The sequence below is a fragment of the Allobosea sp. WAO genome, from assembly GCF_001509835.1.
Classification (GTDB): domain Bacteria; phylum Pseudomonadota; class Alphaproteobacteria; order Rhizobiales; family Beijerinckiaceae; genus Allobosea.
Genome location: NZ_JXTJ01000018.1, coordinates 196326 through 214260, shown reverse-complemented (window position 1 = coordinate 214260; position 17935 = coordinate 196326). Strand labels below are relative to the sequence as shown.

The window sequence follows — 17935 nt, the reverse complement described above, 5'->3', positions numbered from 1 at the left end:
GGCCCCGATGCTGGCCCCGTTGCTGCATGTCGATTCCGGCGGTGCGCCCTGCGCCGGCCCAAAGGAGCTTTTTGCATCGATCCAAGGCCATATCGCACGCGATATGGCGTAGATGCCTTGTGCGCCAGGCCAAACCGGCCGCTCAAAATCCGCTCCGACCGCCGTCGTTTTATGGGCACTTACCCGCTTGACAAGGTTTCTGCATGCTGAGATCGTTATTTGTATACAAATGAAAATTTGGAAGCATGCCGGAACGGTAACAATCGCAGGCATGGACTTGATCGGGAGAGAGGGATGACGGGCTTCTTTGGTATCCGGCAGTTCGCGGCGGCTGCGGTCGCGGCTCTGTGCCTGCAGGCGCCGGTGCGCGCCGAGGAGATTTCGGTGACGCAATGGGGCGCGAGCCTCTACGGCGCCCCCTATGCGGTCGCGATGGAAAAGGGCCTGTTCAAGCAGGCCGGCATCGACATCACCGGCATCATCGGCTCCGGCGGCGGCGGCACCACGGTGCGCAACATCCTCGCCAGCGCGACGCCCTATGGCGAGGTCGCGGTCTCCGCGGCGCTGGCCGCCAAGGCCCAGGGCCTCGACCTGATCATCGTCAACACCGGCACGCGCAGCGTCGCCGAGGCCTCGATGGTCACCATGCCGAACTCCGACGTTAAGAGCGTCGAGGACCTCGTCGGCAAGAAGGTCGCGATCACCTCGCCGAAATCCGTCTCCGAAATGCTCTTCCTGATGGTCCTGAAGGAGAAGGGCATCGACCAGAGCAAGGTCCAGCGCGTCGCCGCCGGCGGCTATGTTCCCGCTCTGACCATGCTCGAGCAGGGCGCGATCGTCGGCTCGGTGCTGATCGAGCCGCTCTCGATCATCCGCAAGGACAAGTACCGCACCGTCTACAAGGCCGGCGACATCCTGAAGCCGATGACCACCTCGGTCGGCATCACCACCCGCAAGTTCGCGCAGGAGAATCCCGACAAGCTCAAGGCGATCATCGCCGGCCGCCGCGCCGGCGTGCAGGCGATCTACAAGGACCCGGCCGAGACCGCCAAGATCATCGAGAAGCTCTACAAGCTCGAACCCGCCGTCGCCAAGGAAGCCGTCGACAACATGATCGGCCCGAAGATGTGGTCCGAGGGCGAGTTCAACGTCACCGAGCTCAACCGCATGGTCGAGGGCCTGAAGCTGATCGGCGAGGTCAAGAGCGACATCGACTGGTCGACGATCCTCGACAAGTCCTTCCTGCCTGCCGATCTGCAGGCCAAGCAATGAGCGCGGCAGCAACGGGCGCCAAGGTCGTGACACTCAAACAGCAGCCGGCGCCCGCTGAAGCCCATGCGACGCTGCGTGGCGTCACCCGCGTCTTCCAGCTGCCGAAGTCCACACTGCACGCGCTGGGACCGATCGATCTCGACCTCGCCAAGGGGGAGTTCTTCTCGGTCGTCGGCCCGTCCGGCTGCGGCAAGTCGACCTTGCTCGACATTCTTGCGGGGCTGAGCGCCCCGCAGGCTGGCACGGCGCATTTCGAGGGCAAGCCGGTCAACGGCGTGCCCGACGGCGTCGGCGTCGTCTTCCAGGAGGACGCCTCCTTCCCCTGGCTCAATGTGCGCGACAACGTCGCCTTCGGACTCCGGCGCGCCGGCGTCGACCCGGCTGAGATCAAGCGCCGCGTCGATTATGCCATCGGCTTCATGGGCCTGAAGGACTTCGCGGCCTCGTTTCCGGCCCAGCTCTCCGGCGGCATGCGCCAGCGCGTCTGCATCGCCCGCACCTTGGTGATGCAACCCAGGCTGATCCTGCTCGACGAGCCGTTCGGCGCGCTCGACCAGCAGACCCGCCTGCTGATGGGCGACGAATTGCTGCGGCTCTGGCGCGAGACTTCGGCCACCGTGTTGCTGATCACCCACGCGCTCGACGAGGCGGCGATGCTGTCCGACCGGGTCGGCGTCATATCGACCAGGCCGGGCACCTTCATCGACTTCGTCGAGACCGGCTGGGAGCGCGACCGCGACAGCCGCGTGGTCTCGACGCCGCATTTCGGCGACATCACAGCCCGGCTCTGGGAGAAGCTGCGCGTCGAGGCGCTGAAGATCATGTCGACCGGAAAGAGCTGAGCCATGTCGGAAAAATGGCTGCGCCTGATCGTCGTCGCGACGATGGTCCTCACGGTGGAGCTGCTCTGCCGGATCGGCGTCATCCCCCGCATGGTGATGCTCGCACCCTCGCAGATGGTGGTCGAGCTCGCCGAGATCCTGCGCACCGGCCAGTTCTCGGCCGATATCAGGACGACCTTCACCAACATCGCCATCTCGACCGCGCTCTCGATCCTGCTCGGCTTCGTGGCCGGCCTGATCATCTACTCGCTGCCGGCGCTGCGTGACGCGCTCGAGCCGCTGCTGGCGAGCTATTATGCCGTCCCGACCTTCGTCTTCTATCCGATCTTCATCACGCTCTTCGGCGTCGGCTCGGCCTCGATCATCGCGATCGCCGTGCTGCTCGCTGTCGTCTCGATGATCACCGCGACGCTGAACGGGCTCGACCGGATCCCGCGCGTCTTGCGCAAGACCGGGCAGATCTACCGGATGTCGCGTGCCAAGACCGCGCTCCTGATCGAGCTGCCGGCGACGCTGCCCTATCTCTTCACCGGCGTGAAGCTCTCGGTCGCGTATTCCTTCATCGGCGTCATCGCCTCGGAGTTCATCCTCTCCGGCGCCGGGATCGGCTACGCCATCGCCTATGCCTACAACCTGTTCGAGAACGGGCACATGTACGCGCTGATCCTGCTCGTGCTTCTGACCGTCACCTTCGTCAACACGATCCTCAACATGATCGACCGGCGCCTCCAGGCGCGCCGCCAACGGTGACCGCCATGCCCAAACTCGCCGGCACCCTCATCGTCCTCCTGACCTTCATCCTGCTCTGGCAGGGCTTCCATCTCCTCGTCGGCGCCTCCGCCATCGCCTCGCCGCTGCAGACCGTCGCCAAGCTCGGCTCGCTGCTCGGCACCGGCGAGTTCTGGCTGAACATCAACGAGACGATGCGGGCCTTCGTCGCCGCCTTCGCCCTGTCGCTGCTCGGCGGCATCAGCCTCGGCATCGTCCTCGGCGTCCAGCGCCTCGCCGGCAATGTCGCCGAGCCGATCCTGACCACGCTCTACTCGATCCCCAAGGTCGTGCTCTATCCGCTGGTGCTGCTCTGCTTCGGCCTCGGCATCTCCGCCAAGATCGCCTTCGGCGTCATGCACGGGCTGATCCCGATCACCCTGTTCTCGATGAACGCGATCCGGCAGATGAAACCGGTTTATCGCCGCACCTCGCAGGTGATGAGGCTCTCGCCCTCGCAATCGGCTTTCACCGTGATCCTGCCGGCGATCCTGCCGGAGATCATCTCGGGCGTGCGCCTCGGCTTCTCGCTGACCCTGCTCGGCGTGCTGATCGGCGAGATGTTCGCCTCGCAGCGCGGCCTCGGCTTCCTTCTGACCAGCGCGATCAATCTCGGCCAGATCGACACGATCATGGCGATCGCCCTGCTGCTGACGGTCTTCGCGGTGAGCTGCAACAGCCTGATGATGCTGTTCAACCGCCAGCTGACGCATCGCTGAGCCAGCCCCCTGGCGGCAGCAGCGATCAGGCTCCGACACCACGGAACCTCCTCATCCCGGGCGCCGAAAAGCGACCCGGGATTTTCCGTTTCGGCCCCTGCCCTTCCTTCTCTGGCAGCCCAGGCAATTACGTCCCTAGACCCCTATTGTGTGTGGGCCAGAGCCGCAGCAACCGAGGACAAGCGCCGAAGGAGGCCCGGAACCTTAAGGCGCTGGGCCCGGCACGAACGGAAACGGCCGGTCCGTGGATCGGACCGGCCGTCTGCATTCTCGGCTGGTTTAAAGTGGTCGGCTCAGCGCTCGACGAAGGCGCGCTCGATCACATAGTCGCCGGCCTCGCCATGGTTGCCCTCTTCCATGCCGTGGGACTCGAAGATCTGCTTGAGATCGACCAGCATCTGCGGGCTGCCGCAGAGCATGAAGCGGTCGCTGGCAGGGTCGAGCGGCCCCTGGCCGATATCCTCGAAGATCTGGCCGGAGGTCAGGAGATCGGTGATGCGGCCGCGATTGCGGAAGGGCTCGCGCGTCACCGTCGGATAATAGATCAGCTGCTCGCGGATCATCTCGCCGAGGAACTCGTCATTCGGCAGGTGCTGGGTAATCTGCTCGCCATAGGCGAGCTCGGCGACCTGCCGGCAGCCATGCACCAGCACCACCTTCTCGTAGCGCTCATAGGTCTCGGGATCGCGGATCAGCGACAGGAAGGGCGCGAGCCCCGTGCCGGTGCCGAGCAGGAACAGCCGCTTGCCGTCCTTGAGGTTGTCGAGCACCAGCGTGCCCGTCGCCTTCTTGCCGATGATGATGGGATCACCGACCTGCAGGTTCTGCAGGCGCGAGGTCAGCGGCCCGTCCGGCACCTTGATCGAGAAGAATTCGAGATTCTCGTCGTAATTGGTGCTGACCACGCTATAGGCGCGCAGGAGCGGCTTCTCGTTCACCTTGATACCGATCATCGTGAACTGGCCGTTCTTGAAGCGAAACGTCGTGTCGCGGGTCGTCGTGAAGCTGAAGAGCGTGTCCGTCCAGTGGTGGACGCTGAGCACGCGCTCCTCGTAGAAATTGCTCATCTCGTAGATCCCCGGATAGTCTAGCGAAAAAGCAGATTATTGGACGCCGTCATCCGCATATCACGTCGCGGCGCGTTCGGAAAGCAGGTCTATCTTGTCCGGTATTCCCTTCCACGCATCGGCGTCGGAAGGCGGCTCGCCCTTCTCAGTGATGTTCGGCCAGAGCGGCGCCAGCCTGGCGTTGAGGGCAAGCCATTCGGCAGCGCCCTCGGCATTGTCGGCAACGATAGCTTCCGCCGGGCATTCCGGCTCGCAGACACCGCAATCGATGCACTCGTCCGGATGGATGACGAGCATGTTCTCGCCTTCGTAGAAGCAGTCCACCGGACAGACTTCGACGCAATCCATGTATTTGCAGCGAATGCAGGCGCTGGTCACTGCGAAGGCCATGCGGGATCCTTGCCGCTTGACAGGCTGGGAAGGTGGGTGCAAAACTTGTTCGTACACAAACGATATGCCGCCTTCGATCTCACTTGTCAATCGGGTTCGGGACGGAGAGGATATCTAGGGCTTCAGAGGGCGGAACGAGATGGCTGAACTGCAGACGGCGACAGTCGGCGCCAACCACAAGCTGGTCATCAAGAATATCGGCTTGATGCTCTCGGGCGACATCGAGCGCCCGATCCTGGACGCCGACACGCTCATCGCCATCGGCGGCAGGATCGCCGCGGTCGGCCGCTTCAAGGATCTCGACACCGACCAGGCCGACACCGTGATCGACGCCCATGGCACCGTGCTCTCGCCCGGCCTGATCGACAGCCATGTCCACCCGGTCGCCGGCGACTGGACGCCGCGCCAGAACCAGCTCGGCTGGATCGACTCGACCATGCATGGCGGCGTCACCACCATGATCTCGGCCGGCGAGGTCCACACCCCCGGCCGGCCCAAGGACATCGTCGGCCTCAAGGCCATGGCGATCTATGCGCAGCGTGCCTTCACCGCCTTCCGCCCCGGCGGCGTCAAGATCCATGCCGGCGCGCCGGTGATCGAGCCCGGCATGGTCGAGCAGGACTTCAAGGACCTGGCCGATGCCGGCGTGAAGCTGCTCGGCGAGGTCGGACTCGGCGGCGTCAAGGACGGCGCGCGGGCAAAAGAGATGGTGGCCTGGGCCCGCAAATACGGCATCCAGTCGACCATCCACACCGGCGGCCCCTCGATTCCGGGATCCGGCCTGATCGGCGCCGACGTCGTGCTGGAAGCCGATACCGATGTCGTCGGCCACATCAATGGCGGCCATACCGCCTTGCCTGACAAGGAGATCCGCTGCATCTGCGAGGGCTGCAAGCGGGGCCTCGAACTCGTCCATAACGGCAATGAGCGCGCCGCGCTCTACACGCTGCGCGTCGCCCGCGAGATGGGCGAATTGCAGCGCGTCATCCTCGGCACCGACGGACCGGCCGGCTCCGGCGTTCAGCCGCTCGGCATCGTCCGCATGGTCTCGATGCTGTCCTCGCTCGGCGATGTCCCGGCCGAGGTCGCCTTCTGCTTCGCCACCGGCAACACCGCCCGCATGCGCAGCCTCGATTGCGGGCTGATCGAGATCGGGCGCAGCGCCGATTTCGTCTTCATGGACAAGGCCCAGCACTCGGCTGGAAAGAACTTTCTCGACTCGATCCAGCTCGGCGACCTGCCTGGCATCGGCATGATCGTGATCGACGGCATCGTGCGCAGCGGCATCAGCCGCAACACGCCGCCGGCCGAGAAGATCCCGTCCGTCCAGCACTAATCGGGCGGTCCTCGCTCCATACCGTCATGGTCGGCCTTGTGCCGACCACCCACGTCTTCGCTTCTGTCGGCGAGGGCGCGTTCAGGACGTGGATGCTCGCCACGAAGGCGAGTATGACGGCAGCGCGCTTCCTGGCCTCAAATCCCGCTTGCCGCGCGCCGCGACTTGTCATTATTCTCATTCGCATACGAACGATTTGGGTCACGTGACGACAATCGCGATCAAAGGCGTCTCGCCCCGCCTGGGCGAGCCATGAGAACGACGCGGCGCTTCGCCCTGCGCGTCAACGGCGCCGATCACCTCGTCGAGGGTGAGCCCCAGACCCCCCTGCTCTTCTTCCTGCGCAACGATATCTGCCTCAACGGCCCGAAATTCGGCTGCGGCCTCGGCGAATGCGGCGCCTGCACGGTGCAGGTCGATGGCATCGCCGCCCGCGCCTGCGCGCTGCCGGTCCGCCTCGCAGAGTCGCGCGAGATCGTCACCTTGGAAGGGCTCGGCGATGGCGATCGGCCCGATCCGGTCCAGCAGGCCTTCATCGACGCCCAGGCCGCGCAGTGCGGCTACTGCATCAACGGCATGATCATGACCGCCAAGGCCTTCCTCACCGTGAACCCGGCGCCGAGCGAGGCTGAGGTGCGCGAGGCCCTGCGCTATAATCTTTGCCGCTGCGGCACCCATGTCGAGATCGTCAGGGCCGTGATGCTCGCCGCCGAGCGCTGCCGGGCCAGCGAAACGGCCGAACCATGACCAACAGCACACCGCCGCCTTCCCTCTCCCGCCAGGCGCTGCTTCAGCGCGGCGGCATTATCGCCGTGGTCGCGCCACGCAAGGGGGCGCCTGCGGGCGATGCCTCCGAGAGTGCGCTCGACCTGCATGTCTGCCTTACCGCCGAGGGACGCGTCGTCGCCTTCTGCGGCCATGTCGATCTCGGCACCGGCATCCGCACCGCGCTCGCCCAGATGGTGGCGGAGGAGCTCGACTTTCCCTTCGACGCCGTCGAGATGGTGCTTGGCGACACCGCCGATACGCCGGACCAGGGCGCGACCATCGCCAGCGAGACGATCCAGGTCACCTCGGTGGCGATGCGGATCGGCGCAACCCAGATCCGCGCCCGGCTGATCGCGCTCGCCGCCGCCGCGCTCGCCTGCGCCGAGGACGAGATCAGCCTGCGCGACGGCCGGCTCTATCGCGGCGAGGGCACAGCACCGGCCATCGACCTCGACACGCTGCTCGCCAATGAACGCCTGCTGCTGCCGCTGGCCGAGAGCGCAGCGTTCAAGCCGATGGATCATCACATGCTGATCGGCCGATCGGTCGCGCGGGTCGACATCCCCGCCAAGGTCGATGGCAGCTTCGTCTATGTCCACGACGTCCGCGTACCCGGCATGCTGCATGGCCGCGTCGTTCGCCCGCCCTATTCCGGCATGGATGCCGGCGATTTCGTCGGACGCAGCCTGGTCTCGGTCGACCGCGATTCGATCGCCGGCATTCCCGGCATCCGCGCCCTCGTCGTCGAGGGCGATTTCATCGGCATCGTCGCCGAGCGCGAGGAACAGGCTGCGGAAGCGGCGCTCGCGCTGAAGGCGGAGTGGCGCTCCTTCACGCCGCCGGACCTCTCCGACGTCGCCCAGGCCCTGCGCGCCCATCCCTCGACCCCACGCCTGCTGGTCGACGAAGGCGATGTCGACGCCGCGCTCGGCACGCTCGAGAAGCGGCTCGACCGCACCTATGTCTGGCCCTACCACATGCATGGCTCGATCGGCCCGTCCTGCGCCGTCGCCGATGTGCGCGCCGACGGGATCACCGTCTGGACCGGCAGCCAGAACCCCTTCCCGCTGCAGAACGATCTCGCTTTGCTCACCGGCCTGCCGCGCGAGCAGATCGACATCGTCCGCCACGAAGCCGCCGGCTGCTATGGCCGCAACTGCGCCGACGACGTCGCCGCCGATGCCGTGCTGCTCTCGCGCGCCGTCGGCGCGCCGGTGCGGGTCCAGCTCACCCGCGAACAGGAGCATCTCTGGGAGCCGAAGGGCGCCGCCCAGCTGATCGACATCAAGGGCGGGCTCGGCTCCGGTGGCTCGCTGCCGGCCTATGACTTCCACACCTGGTACCCGTCGAACGCGGCGCCGACGCTGGCCCTGCTGCTGACCGGGCGCATCCCCAACCAGCCGGCGACGCTGCGCATGGGCGATCGCACGGCGATCCCGTCCTACAATTACGAGAACATGCGGCTGACGGCCTATGACATGCCGCCGATCGTCCGCGCCTCCTGGCTGCGCGGCGTCTCGGCCATGCCGAACGTCTTTGCCCATGAGAGCTATATCGATGAGCTCGCCCATGAGGCCGGCGTCGATCCCGTCGAATTCCGCCTGCGCCATATCAATGACGAGCGCGCCGCCGAGCTGACGCGGGCGACCGCCGAACGCGCAGATTGGCAGCCGCATGTCGGCCCGCGCATGGAGGCCGATGGCGAGATCCTGCGCGGCCGCGGCTTCGCCCAGGCGCGCTATGTCCATGGCAGCTGGCCGGGCGTCGGCGCCGCCTGGGCCGCCTGGGTCGCCGATGTCGCGGTCAACCGGACAACCGGCGAGGTCACGGTCAGCCGCGTCACCGTCGGCCAGGACACCGGCATGATCGTCAACCCGGCCGGCGTGACCCATCAGATCCACGGCAATGTCCTGCAGTCGACCAGCCGCGTGCTGCGCGAGGAGGTGAGCTTCTCGCAGACCACCGCCGTCGCCGCCCGGGATTGGGGCGCCTATCCGGTGCTGACCTTCCCGGAATTGCCGGCGATCGACGTGCTGCTCGTCGACAAGCAGCATGAGGCGCCGCTGGGAGCCGGCGAGTCGGCCTCCGTCCCGAGCGCCGCCGCCATCGTCAACGCCGTCTATGACGCGACCGGCGTGCGCTTCCGCGAATTGCCGCTAACGCCCGAGCGCGTGCTCGCCGGTCTCGGGCAGTTGCCGCCGGCAGCGCCCGCCGCACCGCAGCTGCCGGAAAGGCCCCCGCGCTTCGGCCTGTGGAGCAAGCTCGGCGCGGCCTTCGCCGGAGCCACAGGCTTTGCCGCGGTCTCGCTCGCGATTGCCCCCGCGATCGCGCCGATCACCCGGCCCGATCCTGCGACCTGGTCGGCCGCGACGATCGAACGGGGCCGTCAGCTCGCCGCGCTCGGCGCCTGTGCCGTCTGCCATACGGCCAAGGACGGCGTGCCCTATGCCGGCGGCTTTCCGCTCGAGACGCCCTTCGGTACGGTGATGACCACCAACATCACGCCCGATCCGGAAACCGGCATCGGCAACTGGTCCTACCCGGCTTTCGAGCGGGCGATGCGCGCCGGCCTCCATCGCGATGGTCGCCATCTCTACCCGGCCTTCCCTTATGCGAACTACGCCAGGACCAGCGAGGCCGACCTGCAGGCGCTCTACGCCTTCCTGATGTCGCAGCCAGCAGTGCGGCAGGAAAACCAGCCGAGCCGGATGACCTTCCCCTTCAACCTGCGCCCGCTGATGGCCGGTTGGAACCTGCTGTTCCGGCCGCAGGGCGAACTCAAGCCGGAGCCGGCCCGCTCGGCCGAGTGGAATCGCGGCCGCTATCTCGTCGACGGGCTCGGCCATTGCAGCGCCTGCCACACGCCGCGCAACGCGCTCGGAGCCGAGCGCAGCGGCAGTGCCTATCTCACCGGCGGCGAGGCCGAAGGCTGGGAGGCGCCGGCTCTGACCAAAGCCTCGGCCGGACCGATCCCGTGGAGCGAAGCCGAACTCTATGCCTATCTGCGCACCGGAAGCTCGCAGCATCACGGCGCCGCGGCCGGGCCGATGGCGCCGGTAATCGCTGAGCTCAAGGAGTTGCCGGATGCCGACATCAGGGCGATGGCGACCTATCTCGCCTCGCTCAGCGAGCCGCTACCGGACGCCGAGGTCGAAGCCCGCGCGGGCCGGATCGAGCTCGCCACCAGCGCTGCCGCCAATCCCGCGACCTCGCCGGTCGCGCGCCTTTATCAGGGCGCCTGCGCCGCCTGCCACGAGCCCGGCCGCGCGGCGCCGCTCGTCAATGCCGGGCCGGCGCTCGGCCTGTCGTCGAAGCTCCATGCCGCGACGCCGACCAATCTCGTCAACATGCTGCTGGAGGGCGGCCAGCACGGCATCGGCTCGATGCCCTCCTTCGCGACGGCGCTCGACGACCGGCAGATCGCCGAGCTGGCCGGCTATCTGCGCGCCCGCTTCGCGCCCGGGAAGCCGGGCTGGGAGGGGATCGACGCCGCAGTGGCAAGGGCGCGCAAGACAACGCATTGAGCTCGCCGGTCATGGTCGGAACTATCGTCCCGACCATGACCGAATGAACCAGCTTCATTGCTGCCCGGTCAGTATAGGTCGGGCGGCCGCGAGCCCGTCCATCAGGCCCATTCGCCCTTCCGGAAGACCGGAAGACGGCTGCCATCGGCCCTGACACCGTCGATGTCGATCTGGCCGGAGCCGATCATCCAGTCGATATGGATCAGGCTCTTATTGCCGCCCTGCGCCGCGATCTGTTCGGGCGTCAGCGTGCTGCCGTCGACGAAGCACTTCGAGTAGCACTGGCCGAGCGCGATATGGCAGGAGGCGTTCTCGTCGAAGAGCGTGTTGTAGAACAGGATGCCGCTCTGCGAGATCGGCGAGGAATGCGGCACCAGCGCCACTTCGCCGAGGCGGCGGGCGCCCTCGTCGGTGTCGAGCACCCGGTTCAGCACCTCCTCGCCACGCGAGGCCTTGGCCTCGACGATGCGCCCGTCGACGAAGCGCACCTGGATGTCGTCGATCAGCGTGCCCTGATAGGAGAGCGGCTTGGTCGAGGAGACATGACCGTCGACCCGGCGCGCATGCGGGGTGGTGAAGACCTCCTCGGTCGGGATGTTGGCGTTGCAGGTGACGCCGTTCTTGGCGGTCGAGGCACCGCCCTGCCATTCATGGCCATCGGCGAGGCCGACCGTCAGATCGGTGCCGGGCCCGGTGAAATGGAGGGCCGAGAAGCGCTCGCCGTTCAGCCATTTCGTGCGCTGGGCGAGGGCCGCGTTATGGGTGGCCCAGGCGGCGACGGGGTCGTCCAGGTCGACGCGCGATGCCGCGAAGATCGCCTCGGCGAGCCGCGCGACCGCGATCTCCTCGGCATCGTCCTTGAAGACCTGGCGGGCCCAGGCGGCGCCGGGATAGGCGACGATGTTCCAGTTGATGTCGAAATTGGCGATCTTCTCCAGCGCCGGCTGATAGGCGACCGAATTTGCCTTGTTGGCGCGGGCGACCTTGGTTGGGTCCTCGCCGGCGAGCAGCATCGGGTTGTCGCCGACGATGGCGAGGCGGGCGGTGTTGGCAGCAAAGGCCTTGGCGGCGCCCTCGTGCAGCCAGCCCGCTGCGCGGTCGAAGCTCGCATCCTTGCCATAGCGATAGCGCGCCAGTGTCAGCTCCTCATCGGAGAAGATCGGTGTCACCAGGCCGGCGCCGGCCTTGTAAGCGTGCTCGGCTATGCGCCGCACCAGCGGCAGCGCTGCCAGCGGCGCGGTCAGAAAGAGGTCCTGCCCCTCCTGCAGATTGAGGCCGACCTTGACGGCGACCTGCGCCAGCCGGTCGAGCTTGACTGGATCGATGCTGGAAAGGTGCTTGTTCATGGGAAGGTCCGGGTCAGACTCGCTCTGGATCGCCGCGCGTCCGTTCGGACGCGATCACGGTGATCCAACTCTTCATTAACGCATCGGAGCTTTCCGAAAAGTGGATTCCACTTTTCGGTCCGATGCTCCGGGCGCGCATTGCTGGCGCAAATCGGCGCGAGGTCAACTGTGCCGATGCCGGCGCAGCATTCGTGCAGCGCCGGGCACCGAGGATTTCTGCCCTTCATAGGCCGAGCGCGCAGCCATCCTTGCGCGGGTCGGAGCCGCCGGTCAGCGTGCCCTTCTCCCAGTCGATCCAGATCGCCTGTGCCCCGCCCATCGGCGTCTTCGGCGGCTGGACGTCGAAGCCGCGGGCCGCCAGCGCCGCGCCGGCGCTCTCGCGCAGGCGCCCCTCGACCTCGACCGTCGCCGTGCCCGGCAACGGGAACAGGCGCGGCAGATCGATCGCCTCCTGCAAATCGAGGTCATGGTCGAAGAGTTTTGCCAGGAAATGCGCGTGACCCATCGCCTGGTAGTGGCCGCCCATCACGCCGAAGGGCATCACGACGCGGCCGCCCTCGGCGACCATGCCGGGGATGATGGTGTGCATTGGGCGCTTGCGCGGCGCGACCGCGTTCGGGTGGCCCGGCTTCAGCACGAAGCTCTGCCCACGATTATGGAAGAGCACGCCCGACTTCTTCGTCATCAGCCCGCTGCCATAGGGCGAGAAGATCGAGTTGATGAAGCTGACCGCATTCCGATCCTTGTCGACGACGCAGATATAGACGGTGTCGCTGTGCTCGGCGCCGGCGGGGATCACCGGCAGCGGGTCGGTGGCGCGGGTCGGATCGATCGCGGCGGCGAGTTCGTCGGCGAGCCCGTCCGAGAGCAGCAGTTCAACCGGCACCTTCTCCTGCGCCATGTCGGCGACAAGCCGGTCGCGCGCCGCATAGGCGAGGCGCGTCGCTTCGAGTTCGATATGCAGGTTTCCGGCCTCGAGCGGCCCGCCCTTGGGCTGGAAGCGCTCGAGGATCTTCATGATCATCAGCGCGATGATGCCCTGGCCGTTCGGCGGGCATTCATAGACGGTGCGGCCGCGGAAGCTGGCGCTGATCGGGGTGACGTATTCGCCCTGCGCGGCGGCGAAATCCTCCAGCGTATGCAGGCCGCCGGCTGCCTGGAGATACGCGACCATCTCGGCGGCGATCTCGCCGCGATAGAAGGCATCCGGCCCCTCCCGGCCGATCGCCTCCAGCGTCGCTGCGAGGCCGGGTTGATGCTGGACGACGCCCGCCTGCGGTGGCTGGCCGTCGACCAGGAAGGTCGCGGCGGCATTGGGGTCGCGGATCAGCGTGTCGTGCTGACCAGCGAGATCATAGGCGACGCGCGGCGTGATGGCGTAGCCCTCGCGGGCAAGCGCGATTGCCGGCTGGAAGATCTCGGAAAGCGGCAGCCTGCCATGGTCCCTGACCAGCCGCGCCCAGGCCTCCACCGCGCCCGGCACGGTGACGGCATGCGGCGAATGCCGCTCCAGCGTGGTGATGCCGGCCTTGGCGTACCAATCGAGCGTCGCGGCGGCCGGCGTGCGGCCGGAGCCGTTATAGGCGCGGATATCGGTCGAGCCGCCCGGCGAATAGAGCACGAAGCAGTCCCCGCCGATACCGGTCGAGCCGGCCTCGACCACGCATTGCACGGCGCAGGCGCCGACCGCCGCGTCGATCGCATTGCCGCCGGCGCGCAGGATGTCGAGCGCGGCCAGCGTCGCGGCCGGGTGCGAGGTCGCGGCCATGGCATTGCGGCTGATCGCGAGCGAGCGGCCAGGGAGTTCGAAATCGCGCATCGGGCAGGTCTTTCGTCGGGCAGGCCGGCCACGGGCCGGGGTTCGGGTGAGGCCGGCGCGGCGAGGAGCGCTGCGCCGGGTTGGGGGATTGCGGACAGGCCTCAGCCCTTGCGCAGATTGGTGAAAACCGGGACGCCGTTCAGCATGCCGGTCAGGTTCTTGCGATAGGCGACGGGCTGGAAGTACTGGCCGGTGGGCACGTAAGGCACGTCCTGCATCGCCTGCAGCTGGATCTCCTGGGCGATCGCCTTCTGGCCGGCGAGATCAGGCGCCTCCAGCCAGCGGGCCCGCAACGCCTCGATCGCCGGGCTGTCGGGCCAACCGGGGCTGCCCTTGGCGCCGTTGCCGCGCAAGGGCGAGCTCGTCGCCGGCGAACCGAGATCGAGCCCCGACCAATAGGTGATGTAGCAGCCCCAGCCGCCCTGCTCGACCGGGCTGCGATTGCTGATGCGCTGCAGCACCGTGCCCCAGTCGGCGGCGACGAAATCGACATTCATGCCGATCTTGCGCAGGGCATCGGCCGCGACCTCGGCAGCGAGGGCGATGCGCGGCACATCCTGGCCGGAGAGGAAGACGACGCGCTCGCCCTTGTAGCCAGCGGCTTCCAGCTCCTGCTTGAGCTTGCCGAAATCCTTCGGCGCCTTCAGCGCCTCGATGCCGACCTCCGACGCCATCGCCGAATTGCTCGGGAAGAAGCCGGTGCTGCCGCGCTCGACCTCTGGATCGCCGCCGCAGACCGCGTTCATGCAGTCTTCCTGGTTGATCGCCTTCAGCACGACGCGGCGGATGGCGGGATTGCTGAAGGGCGGCTGGAGATGATTGAGCCGGAGCTGGCCGGCCATGCCGCTGCGATCCTTGACCGCGACGGTGATGTTCGGATCCTTCCGCAGCAGCGGCAGGAGGTCGATGATCGGCTGCTCGACCCAGTCGACGGCGCCGGTCTGCAGCGCCGAGACCGCGGTCGCCGGATCGGGCATCACGTTGAACTCGATCCGGTCGAGGAAGGGCGTACGCGGGCCGGCAGTGAAGCTCGGCGTGCCCTCGCGCGGCACATAGCCCTCGTGCCGGGCATAGACATGGCGGGCGCCGGCGATGCGCTCGGCCGTGAGATAGCGATAGGGCCCGCTGCCGATCGCTTCCGGGATCTGCTTGAACGGGTCGGTCTGGGCCAGGCGCTCCGGCATGATCGCCGCCACGAGAGCGCTCGGGCGGGCGAGCGCCGCCGGCAATTGCGGGAAGGGCCGGCGCAGGCGGAAGACGATGGTGCGGTCGTCGGGGGCAGACAGCTCTTCGGTCGCCGCCATCAGCGCCTGGCCGAACGTGTCGCGCGCACCCCAGCGCCTGATCGAAGCGACGGCGTCGCGGGCCAGCACCTTGCTGCCGTCATGGAAGACGAGGCCGGGGCGCAGCGTCAACGTCCAGCGCTTGCCGTCATCCTCGACGAGATGGCCCTCGACCATTTGCGGCTGCGGCTGAAACTGGTCGTCGAGCCCGTAGAGCGTGTCCCAGACGAGAAGCGCGTGGGTGCGGGTCGAATAGCCGTTGGTCCAGATCGGATCGATGATCGCGACGTCGGAATAGGGCACGAAGCGCAGGGTCTTGGCGTCCTGCGCACGCGCGATCAGCGGGGCGGCGGGCAGGAAGGCGGTGACGGCGGAAGCTTTCAGAAACTGGCGTCGATCCATCGTGATCCCCTGTTCTTGTCGTGGTCCCCGGACATCCTCCGATGGCCGCCATCTTCGCGCGGCGGCCGCCTGGTCTTCTGCTTTAGGTGAGTTCCGATGCCGACGGCTCCGCCTGCGCGGCCCGGCGCCCCGCCTTGTATTCGCTGCTGCGCAGGAACGCGGCGAGCTTCGGCGCGGTGCGCATGACATGCTCGCGCATCACCGTCTCGGAACGGGCAGCGTCACCGCTACGGATCGCCGCGACGATCTCGTTCTGGGCCTGAGTCGCGGTGCTCGGACGCGCGACATGGTGGAGCCAGACCCGCATATAGGGCTCGACGGCGATGTGCAGCGCCGCGATCTGGGCGATGAGCTTCGGGCGTTGGCTCAGCCCGCAGATATAGGCGTGGAAGGCCTGATGCGCGGCGAGCCAGGCATCGCCCCCGGCTTCCCCGGCCCGCTGCATGCGGGACAGATGGTCGTCGAGCTCGGCAAGGACCGCGACATCGATGCGTGCCATGGCAAGGCGCACGGCAAGGCCTTCCAGCACCGAGCGGATCTCGAACGTCTCGAAGATCTCGTCGACGGTCAGGCCGGCGACGACGCAGCCGCGATTGGGCCGGATGATGACGAGCCCCTCATTGGCGAGCCGCTGGAAGGCCTCGCGCACCGGCATCCGGCTCATCGCCAGTTCCTGCGCGATCGCCTCGGGAATCAGGCGCTCGCCAGGCTCGTAGCGACCGCTGCGAATACCGGCGAGAATGGCGAGATAGGCCTCTTCCGGCGCCGTTCCCGCGGCCGGAGCTCGCACGAAACCCATTGCGATCATCCCCTCGGTGGGCCGCGCGCGTCAGGCGGCGATCGACGATTGTATGAATGTATCCACTCATACAATCCTGCACGGCACTCGCTGCCAGGGTCAAGCGTGCATTGCGGCGGGACTGGCTCGGCTTTCAGGCCACCGCCTAACGGATCAGCCCGGTGTCTGCAGCGAGCCCGGCGCAGACCAGACGGACCAGCGTCTCGATCTGGTGGTCGAGCTCCCGGCGCGGCACGGCGACGAGCTTCTCCTCGAGGCCGATCGCTACGACGCCATGCACGGCGGAGAACAGGGTGCGCCCGAGCAGAAGTCGCTGCTGCTCGTCGGCGTCCGGCAGTAGGGCGGCGAGTGGCGCCATGATGTGGCGGAAGAGCTGCATCTGCTCGGCGATCGCCCATTCCGGGACCTCCGCGCCTTCCGCCATGCGGTGCTCGAACAGAGTCCGCCAGAGACGAGGGTTCTTCCGCGCGAAGGTTGAATAGGCCAGGGCGACCGCGATCAGCCGCCCGGCGGCGTCCTCCGGCGCCTTCACCAGGGCCGCCTGCGAGGCATGTCCCAGCGCCTCGTCCAGCCTCGCGAGGGTACGCGAGCCCACCCGCAGCACGAGCTCGTCCATGTCGCGCACGAGATTGTAGATCGCGCCCAGCGCGCAGCCGATCTCCCTGGCAAGTTCGCGCGCTTTCAGGCCTGCGAGCCCCCTTTCGGCGATGGCGCGCTCGGCGGCGTCGATCAGCTGCTCGCGCTGGCGATCGCGGCGGGCGGCGGTCGTTGTCATTGTCCCTCCTCGCGATGAACGGCGTTCAAGATTTTGCTTGAACATCGTTCAAACATCGGCTATGCCGTACATTGTGAACATCGTTCATAGCAGGAGGGAGCCAATGCTCAAGATGTTTCTCACCTTCGTCCGCGGCGGCGCCGCGATTGCCGAGGAGCGCTTCGCCGACCGCAATGCGCTCGTGATCCTCGACCAGCAGCTGCGCGATGCCGCGAGCGCCTTCGAGCGCGCCAAGAAGGCGCTGGCCCTGGCGATCGCGCAGGATCAGCAGGAGACCGCTCGGTTCACCGCCGGCAATGCCCGTATCGCCGACCTGGAACTGCGCGTCAGCGCGGCCTTGATCGCCGGCGATGACGAACTCGCCCGCGAAGGCGCCGAGGCGATCGCGACCCTGGAGGCAGATCGCGACGCCGCGGCGAGCGCCCAGGCGCTGTTCGCCGCCGAGATCGTCCGCCTGCGGCGCCATGTCGGCCAGGCTCAGGCCCGGATCGCCGAACTCGATCGCGGCCGGCGTCTGGCGCGTGCTTCAGAGGCGGTCCGCGACATGCGCCGCGGCCGCATCGAGGCCGGCCTGCCGCACGAGGCGACACTGACCGAGGCCGAGCAGACCCTGAAGCGGCTGCGCGAGCGCCAGATCGAGGCGGAAGCCGCCGACCTCGCCCTCGACGAGCTCGACGGTGCGGCAGCGGCCTCGGTCAGCGAGAAGCTCGCCGCCCGCGGTTTCGGCCCGCGCCTCAGGGCCAGCGCCGAGGACGTGCTCGAGCGCCTGCGCGCCCGGCAAGTTCAGCCGAGTTGATCCCTGCGAATTGATCTCTGGGTTCCGCA

At 67.4% G+C, this 17935-nt stretch carries 15 protein-coding genes; 8 read left to right on the top strand and 7 right to left on the bottom strand.

Features of this window, described 5'->3' with window-relative positions:
- Window positions 1-294 precede the first annotated feature (294 nt).
- Genes DK26_RS26850 through DK26_RS26835 form a run of 4 tightly spaced genes read left to right on the top strand, consistent with a single transcriptional unit; the run spans window position 295 to window position 3601 of the window.
- Window positions 295-1272 (top strand): ABC transporter substrate-binding protein, encoded by a 978-nt coding sequence (locus tag DK26_RS26850; RefSeq protein WP_066479459.1) that lies wholly within the window; start codon window positions 295-297, stop codon window positions 1270-1272.
- Window positions 1269-2114 (top strand): ABC transporter ATP-binding protein, encoded by an 846-nt coding sequence (locus tag DK26_RS26845; RefSeq protein ID WP_066479457.1) that lies wholly within the window; start codon window positions 1269-1271, stop codon window positions 2112-2114. The genes DK26_RS26850 and DK26_RS26845 overlap by 4 nt, the downstream gene beginning before the upstream one ends.
- A gap of 3 nt (window positions 2115-2117) precedes the next feature.
- Complete coding sequence (locus DK26_RS26840; protein ID WP_066479455.1) at window positions 2118-2864, top strand: ABC transporter permease subunit; 747 nt, start codon at window positions 2118-2120, stop codon at window positions 2862-2864.
- A 5-nt stretch (window positions 2865-2869) separates the two neighbouring features.
- Entirely contained in the window at window positions 2870-3601 is a 732-nt protein-coding gene (locus tag DK26_RS26835; protein ID WP_066479647.1) for an ABC transporter permease subunit, read from the top strand.
- A 293-nt stretch (window positions 3602-3894) separates the two neighbouring features.
- Here the strand turns inward: DK26_RS26835 and DK26_RS26830 are convergent, their stop codons facing one another.
- Together DK26_RS26830 and fdxA are read right to left on the bottom strand one after the other, a co-directional pair.
- Window positions 3895-4668 carry a ferredoxin--NADP reductase gene (locus DK26_RS26830; protein ID WP_066479452.1) on the bottom strand — a complete coding sequence of 258 codons (774 nt, stop codon included), beginning with the start codon at window positions 4666-4668 and terminating at the stop codon, window positions 3895-3897.
- Between the two features lie 60 nt (window positions 4669-4728).
- Entirely contained in the window at window positions 4729-5058 is a 330-nt protein-coding gene (gene fdxA / locus DK26_RS26825; protein WP_066479450.1) for a ferredoxin FdxA, read from the bottom strand.
- 139 nt (window positions 5059-5197) lie between these two features.
- On the opposite strand from fdxA, the gene DK26_RS26820 reads away from it, so the two are divergent.
- The 3 genes from DK26_RS26820 (at window position 5198) to DK26_RS26810 (ending at window position 10686) form a co-directional block, all read left to right on the top strand.
- The gene (locus DK26_RS26820; protein WP_066479448.1) at window positions 5198-6394 is read left to right on the top strand and encodes an amidohydrolase family protein; all 1197 of its coding nucleotides are present in this window, start codon (window positions 5198-5200) and stop codon (window positions 6392-6394) included.
- 252 nt (window positions 6395-6646) lie between these two features.
- Window positions 6647-7141 (top strand): (2Fe-2S)-binding protein, encoded by a 495-nt coding sequence (locus tag DK26_RS26815; protein ID WP_066479445.1) that lies wholly within the window; start codon window positions 6647-6649, stop codon window positions 7139-7141.
- Window positions 7138-10686: a molybdopterin cofactor-binding domain-containing protein gene (locus DK26_RS26810; protein ID WP_066479442.1), complete on the top strand. Its 3549-nt coding sequence runs from the start codon at window positions 7138-7140 to the stop codon at window positions 10684-10686. The genes DK26_RS26815 and DK26_RS26810 overlap by 4 nt, the downstream gene beginning before the upstream one ends.
- A gap of 101 nt (window positions 10687-10787) precedes the next feature.
- Here the strand turns inward: DK26_RS26810 and DK26_RS26805 are convergent, their stop codons facing one another.
- The 5 genes from DK26_RS26805 to DK26_RS26785 form a co-directional block, all read right to left on the bottom strand.
- Complete coding sequence (locus DK26_RS26805; protein ID WP_066479440.1) at window positions 10788-12032, bottom strand: aminopeptidase; 1245 nt, start codon at window positions 12030-12032, stop codon at window positions 10788-10790.
- Window positions 12033-12255: 223 nt separating this feature from the next.
- On the bottom strand, window positions 12256-13851 hold the full coding sequence (gene ggt / locus DK26_RS26800; protein WP_066479437.1) for a gamma-glutamyltransferase: 1596 nt from the start codon (window positions 13849-13851) through the stop codon (window positions 12256-12258).
- A gap of 101 nt (window positions 13852-13952) precedes the next feature.
- The gene (locus tag DK26_RS26795) at window positions 13953-15536 is read right to left on the bottom strand and encodes an ABC transporter substrate-binding protein (RefSeq protein ID WP_066479436.1); all 1584 of its coding nucleotides are present in this window, start codon (window positions 15534-15536) and stop codon (window positions 13953-13955) included.
- An 82-nt stretch (window positions 15537-15618) separates the two neighbouring features.
- Window positions 15619-16335 carry a GntR family transcriptional regulator gene (locus tag DK26_RS26790; protein ID WP_066479433.1) on the bottom strand — a complete coding sequence of 239 codons (717 nt, stop codon included), beginning with the start codon at window positions 16333-16335 and terminating at the stop codon, window positions 15619-15621.
- 145 nt (window positions 16336-16480) lie between these two features.
- Window positions 16481-17110, bottom strand: coding sequence for a TetR/AcrR family transcriptional regulator (locus DK26_RS26785; protein ID WP_066479432.1), 630 nt, complete (start codon window positions 17108-17110; stop codon window positions 16481-16483).
- A gap of 103 nt (window positions 17111-17213) precedes the next feature.
- Here DK26_RS26785 and DK26_RS26780 point away from each other — a divergent pair, with 103 nt between their 5' ends.
- Entirely contained in the window at window positions 17214-17906 is a 693-nt protein-coding gene (locus DK26_RS26780) for a PspA/IM30 family protein (RefSeq protein WP_066479431.1), read from the top strand.
- The last annotated feature ends 29 nt before the right edge of the window (window positions 17907-17935 follow it).

Excerpts from the sequence above, each read along its gene's own strand:
- DK26_RS26850 (WP_066479459.1), top strand. The coding sequence starts at position 295 with ATGACGGGCTTCTTTGGTATCCGGCAGTTCGCGGCGGCTGCGGTCGCG.
- DK26_RS26845 (WP_066479457.1), top strand. The coding sequence starts at position 1,269 with ATGAGCGCGGCAGCAACGGGCGCCAAGGTCGTGACACTCAAACAGCAG.
- DK26_RS26840 (WP_066479455.1), top strand. The coding sequence starts at position 2,118 with ATGTCGGAAAAATGGCTGCGCCTGATCGTCGTCGCGACGATGGTCCTC.
- DK26_RS26835 (WP_066479647.1), top strand. The coding sequence starts at position 2,870 with ATGCCCAAACTCGCCGGCACCCTCATCGTCCTCCTGACCTTCATCCTG.
- DK26_RS26830 (WP_066479452.1), bottom strand. The coding sequence starts at position 4,668 with ATGAGCAATTTCTACGAGGAGCGCGTGCTCAGCGTCCACCACTGGACG.
- fdxA (WP_066479450.1), bottom strand. The coding sequence starts at position 5,058 with ATGGCCTTCGCAGTGACCAGCGCCTGCATTCGCTGCAAATACATGGAT.
- DK26_RS26820 (WP_066479448.1), top strand. The coding sequence starts at position 5,198 with ATGGCTGAACTGCAGACGGCGACAGTCGGCGCCAACCACAAGCTGGTC.
- DK26_RS26815 (WP_066479445.1), top strand. The coding sequence starts at position 6,647 with ATGAGAACGACGCGGCGCTTCGCCCTGCGCGTCAACGGCGCCGATCAC.
- DK26_RS26810 (WP_066479442.1), top strand. The coding sequence starts at position 7,138 with ATGACCAACAGCACACCGCCGCCTTCCCTCTCCCGCCAGGCGCTGCTT.
- DK26_RS26805 (WP_066479440.1), bottom strand. The coding sequence starts at position 12,032 with ATGAACAAGCACCTTTCCAGCATCGATCCAGTCAAGCTCGACCGGCTG.
- ggt (WP_066479437.1), bottom strand. The coding sequence starts at position 13,851 with ATGCGCGATTTCGAACTCCCTGGCCGCTCGCTCGCGATCAGCCGCAAT.
- DK26_RS26795 (WP_066479436.1), bottom strand. The coding sequence starts at position 15,536 with ATGGATCGACGCCAGTTTCTGAAAGCTTCCGCCGTCACCGCCTTCCTG.
- DK26_RS26790 (WP_066479433.1), bottom strand. The coding sequence starts at position 16,335 with ATGGGTTTCGTGCGAGCTCCGGCCGCGGGAACGGCGCCGGAAGAGGCC.
- DK26_RS26785 (WP_066479432.1), bottom strand. The coding sequence starts at position 17,110 with ATGACAACGACCGCCGCCCGCCGCGATCGCCAGCGCGAGCAGCTGATC.
- DK26_RS26780 (WP_066479431.1), top strand. The coding sequence starts at position 17,214 with ATGCTCAAGATGTTTCTCACCTTCGTCCGCGGCGGCGCCGCGATTGCC.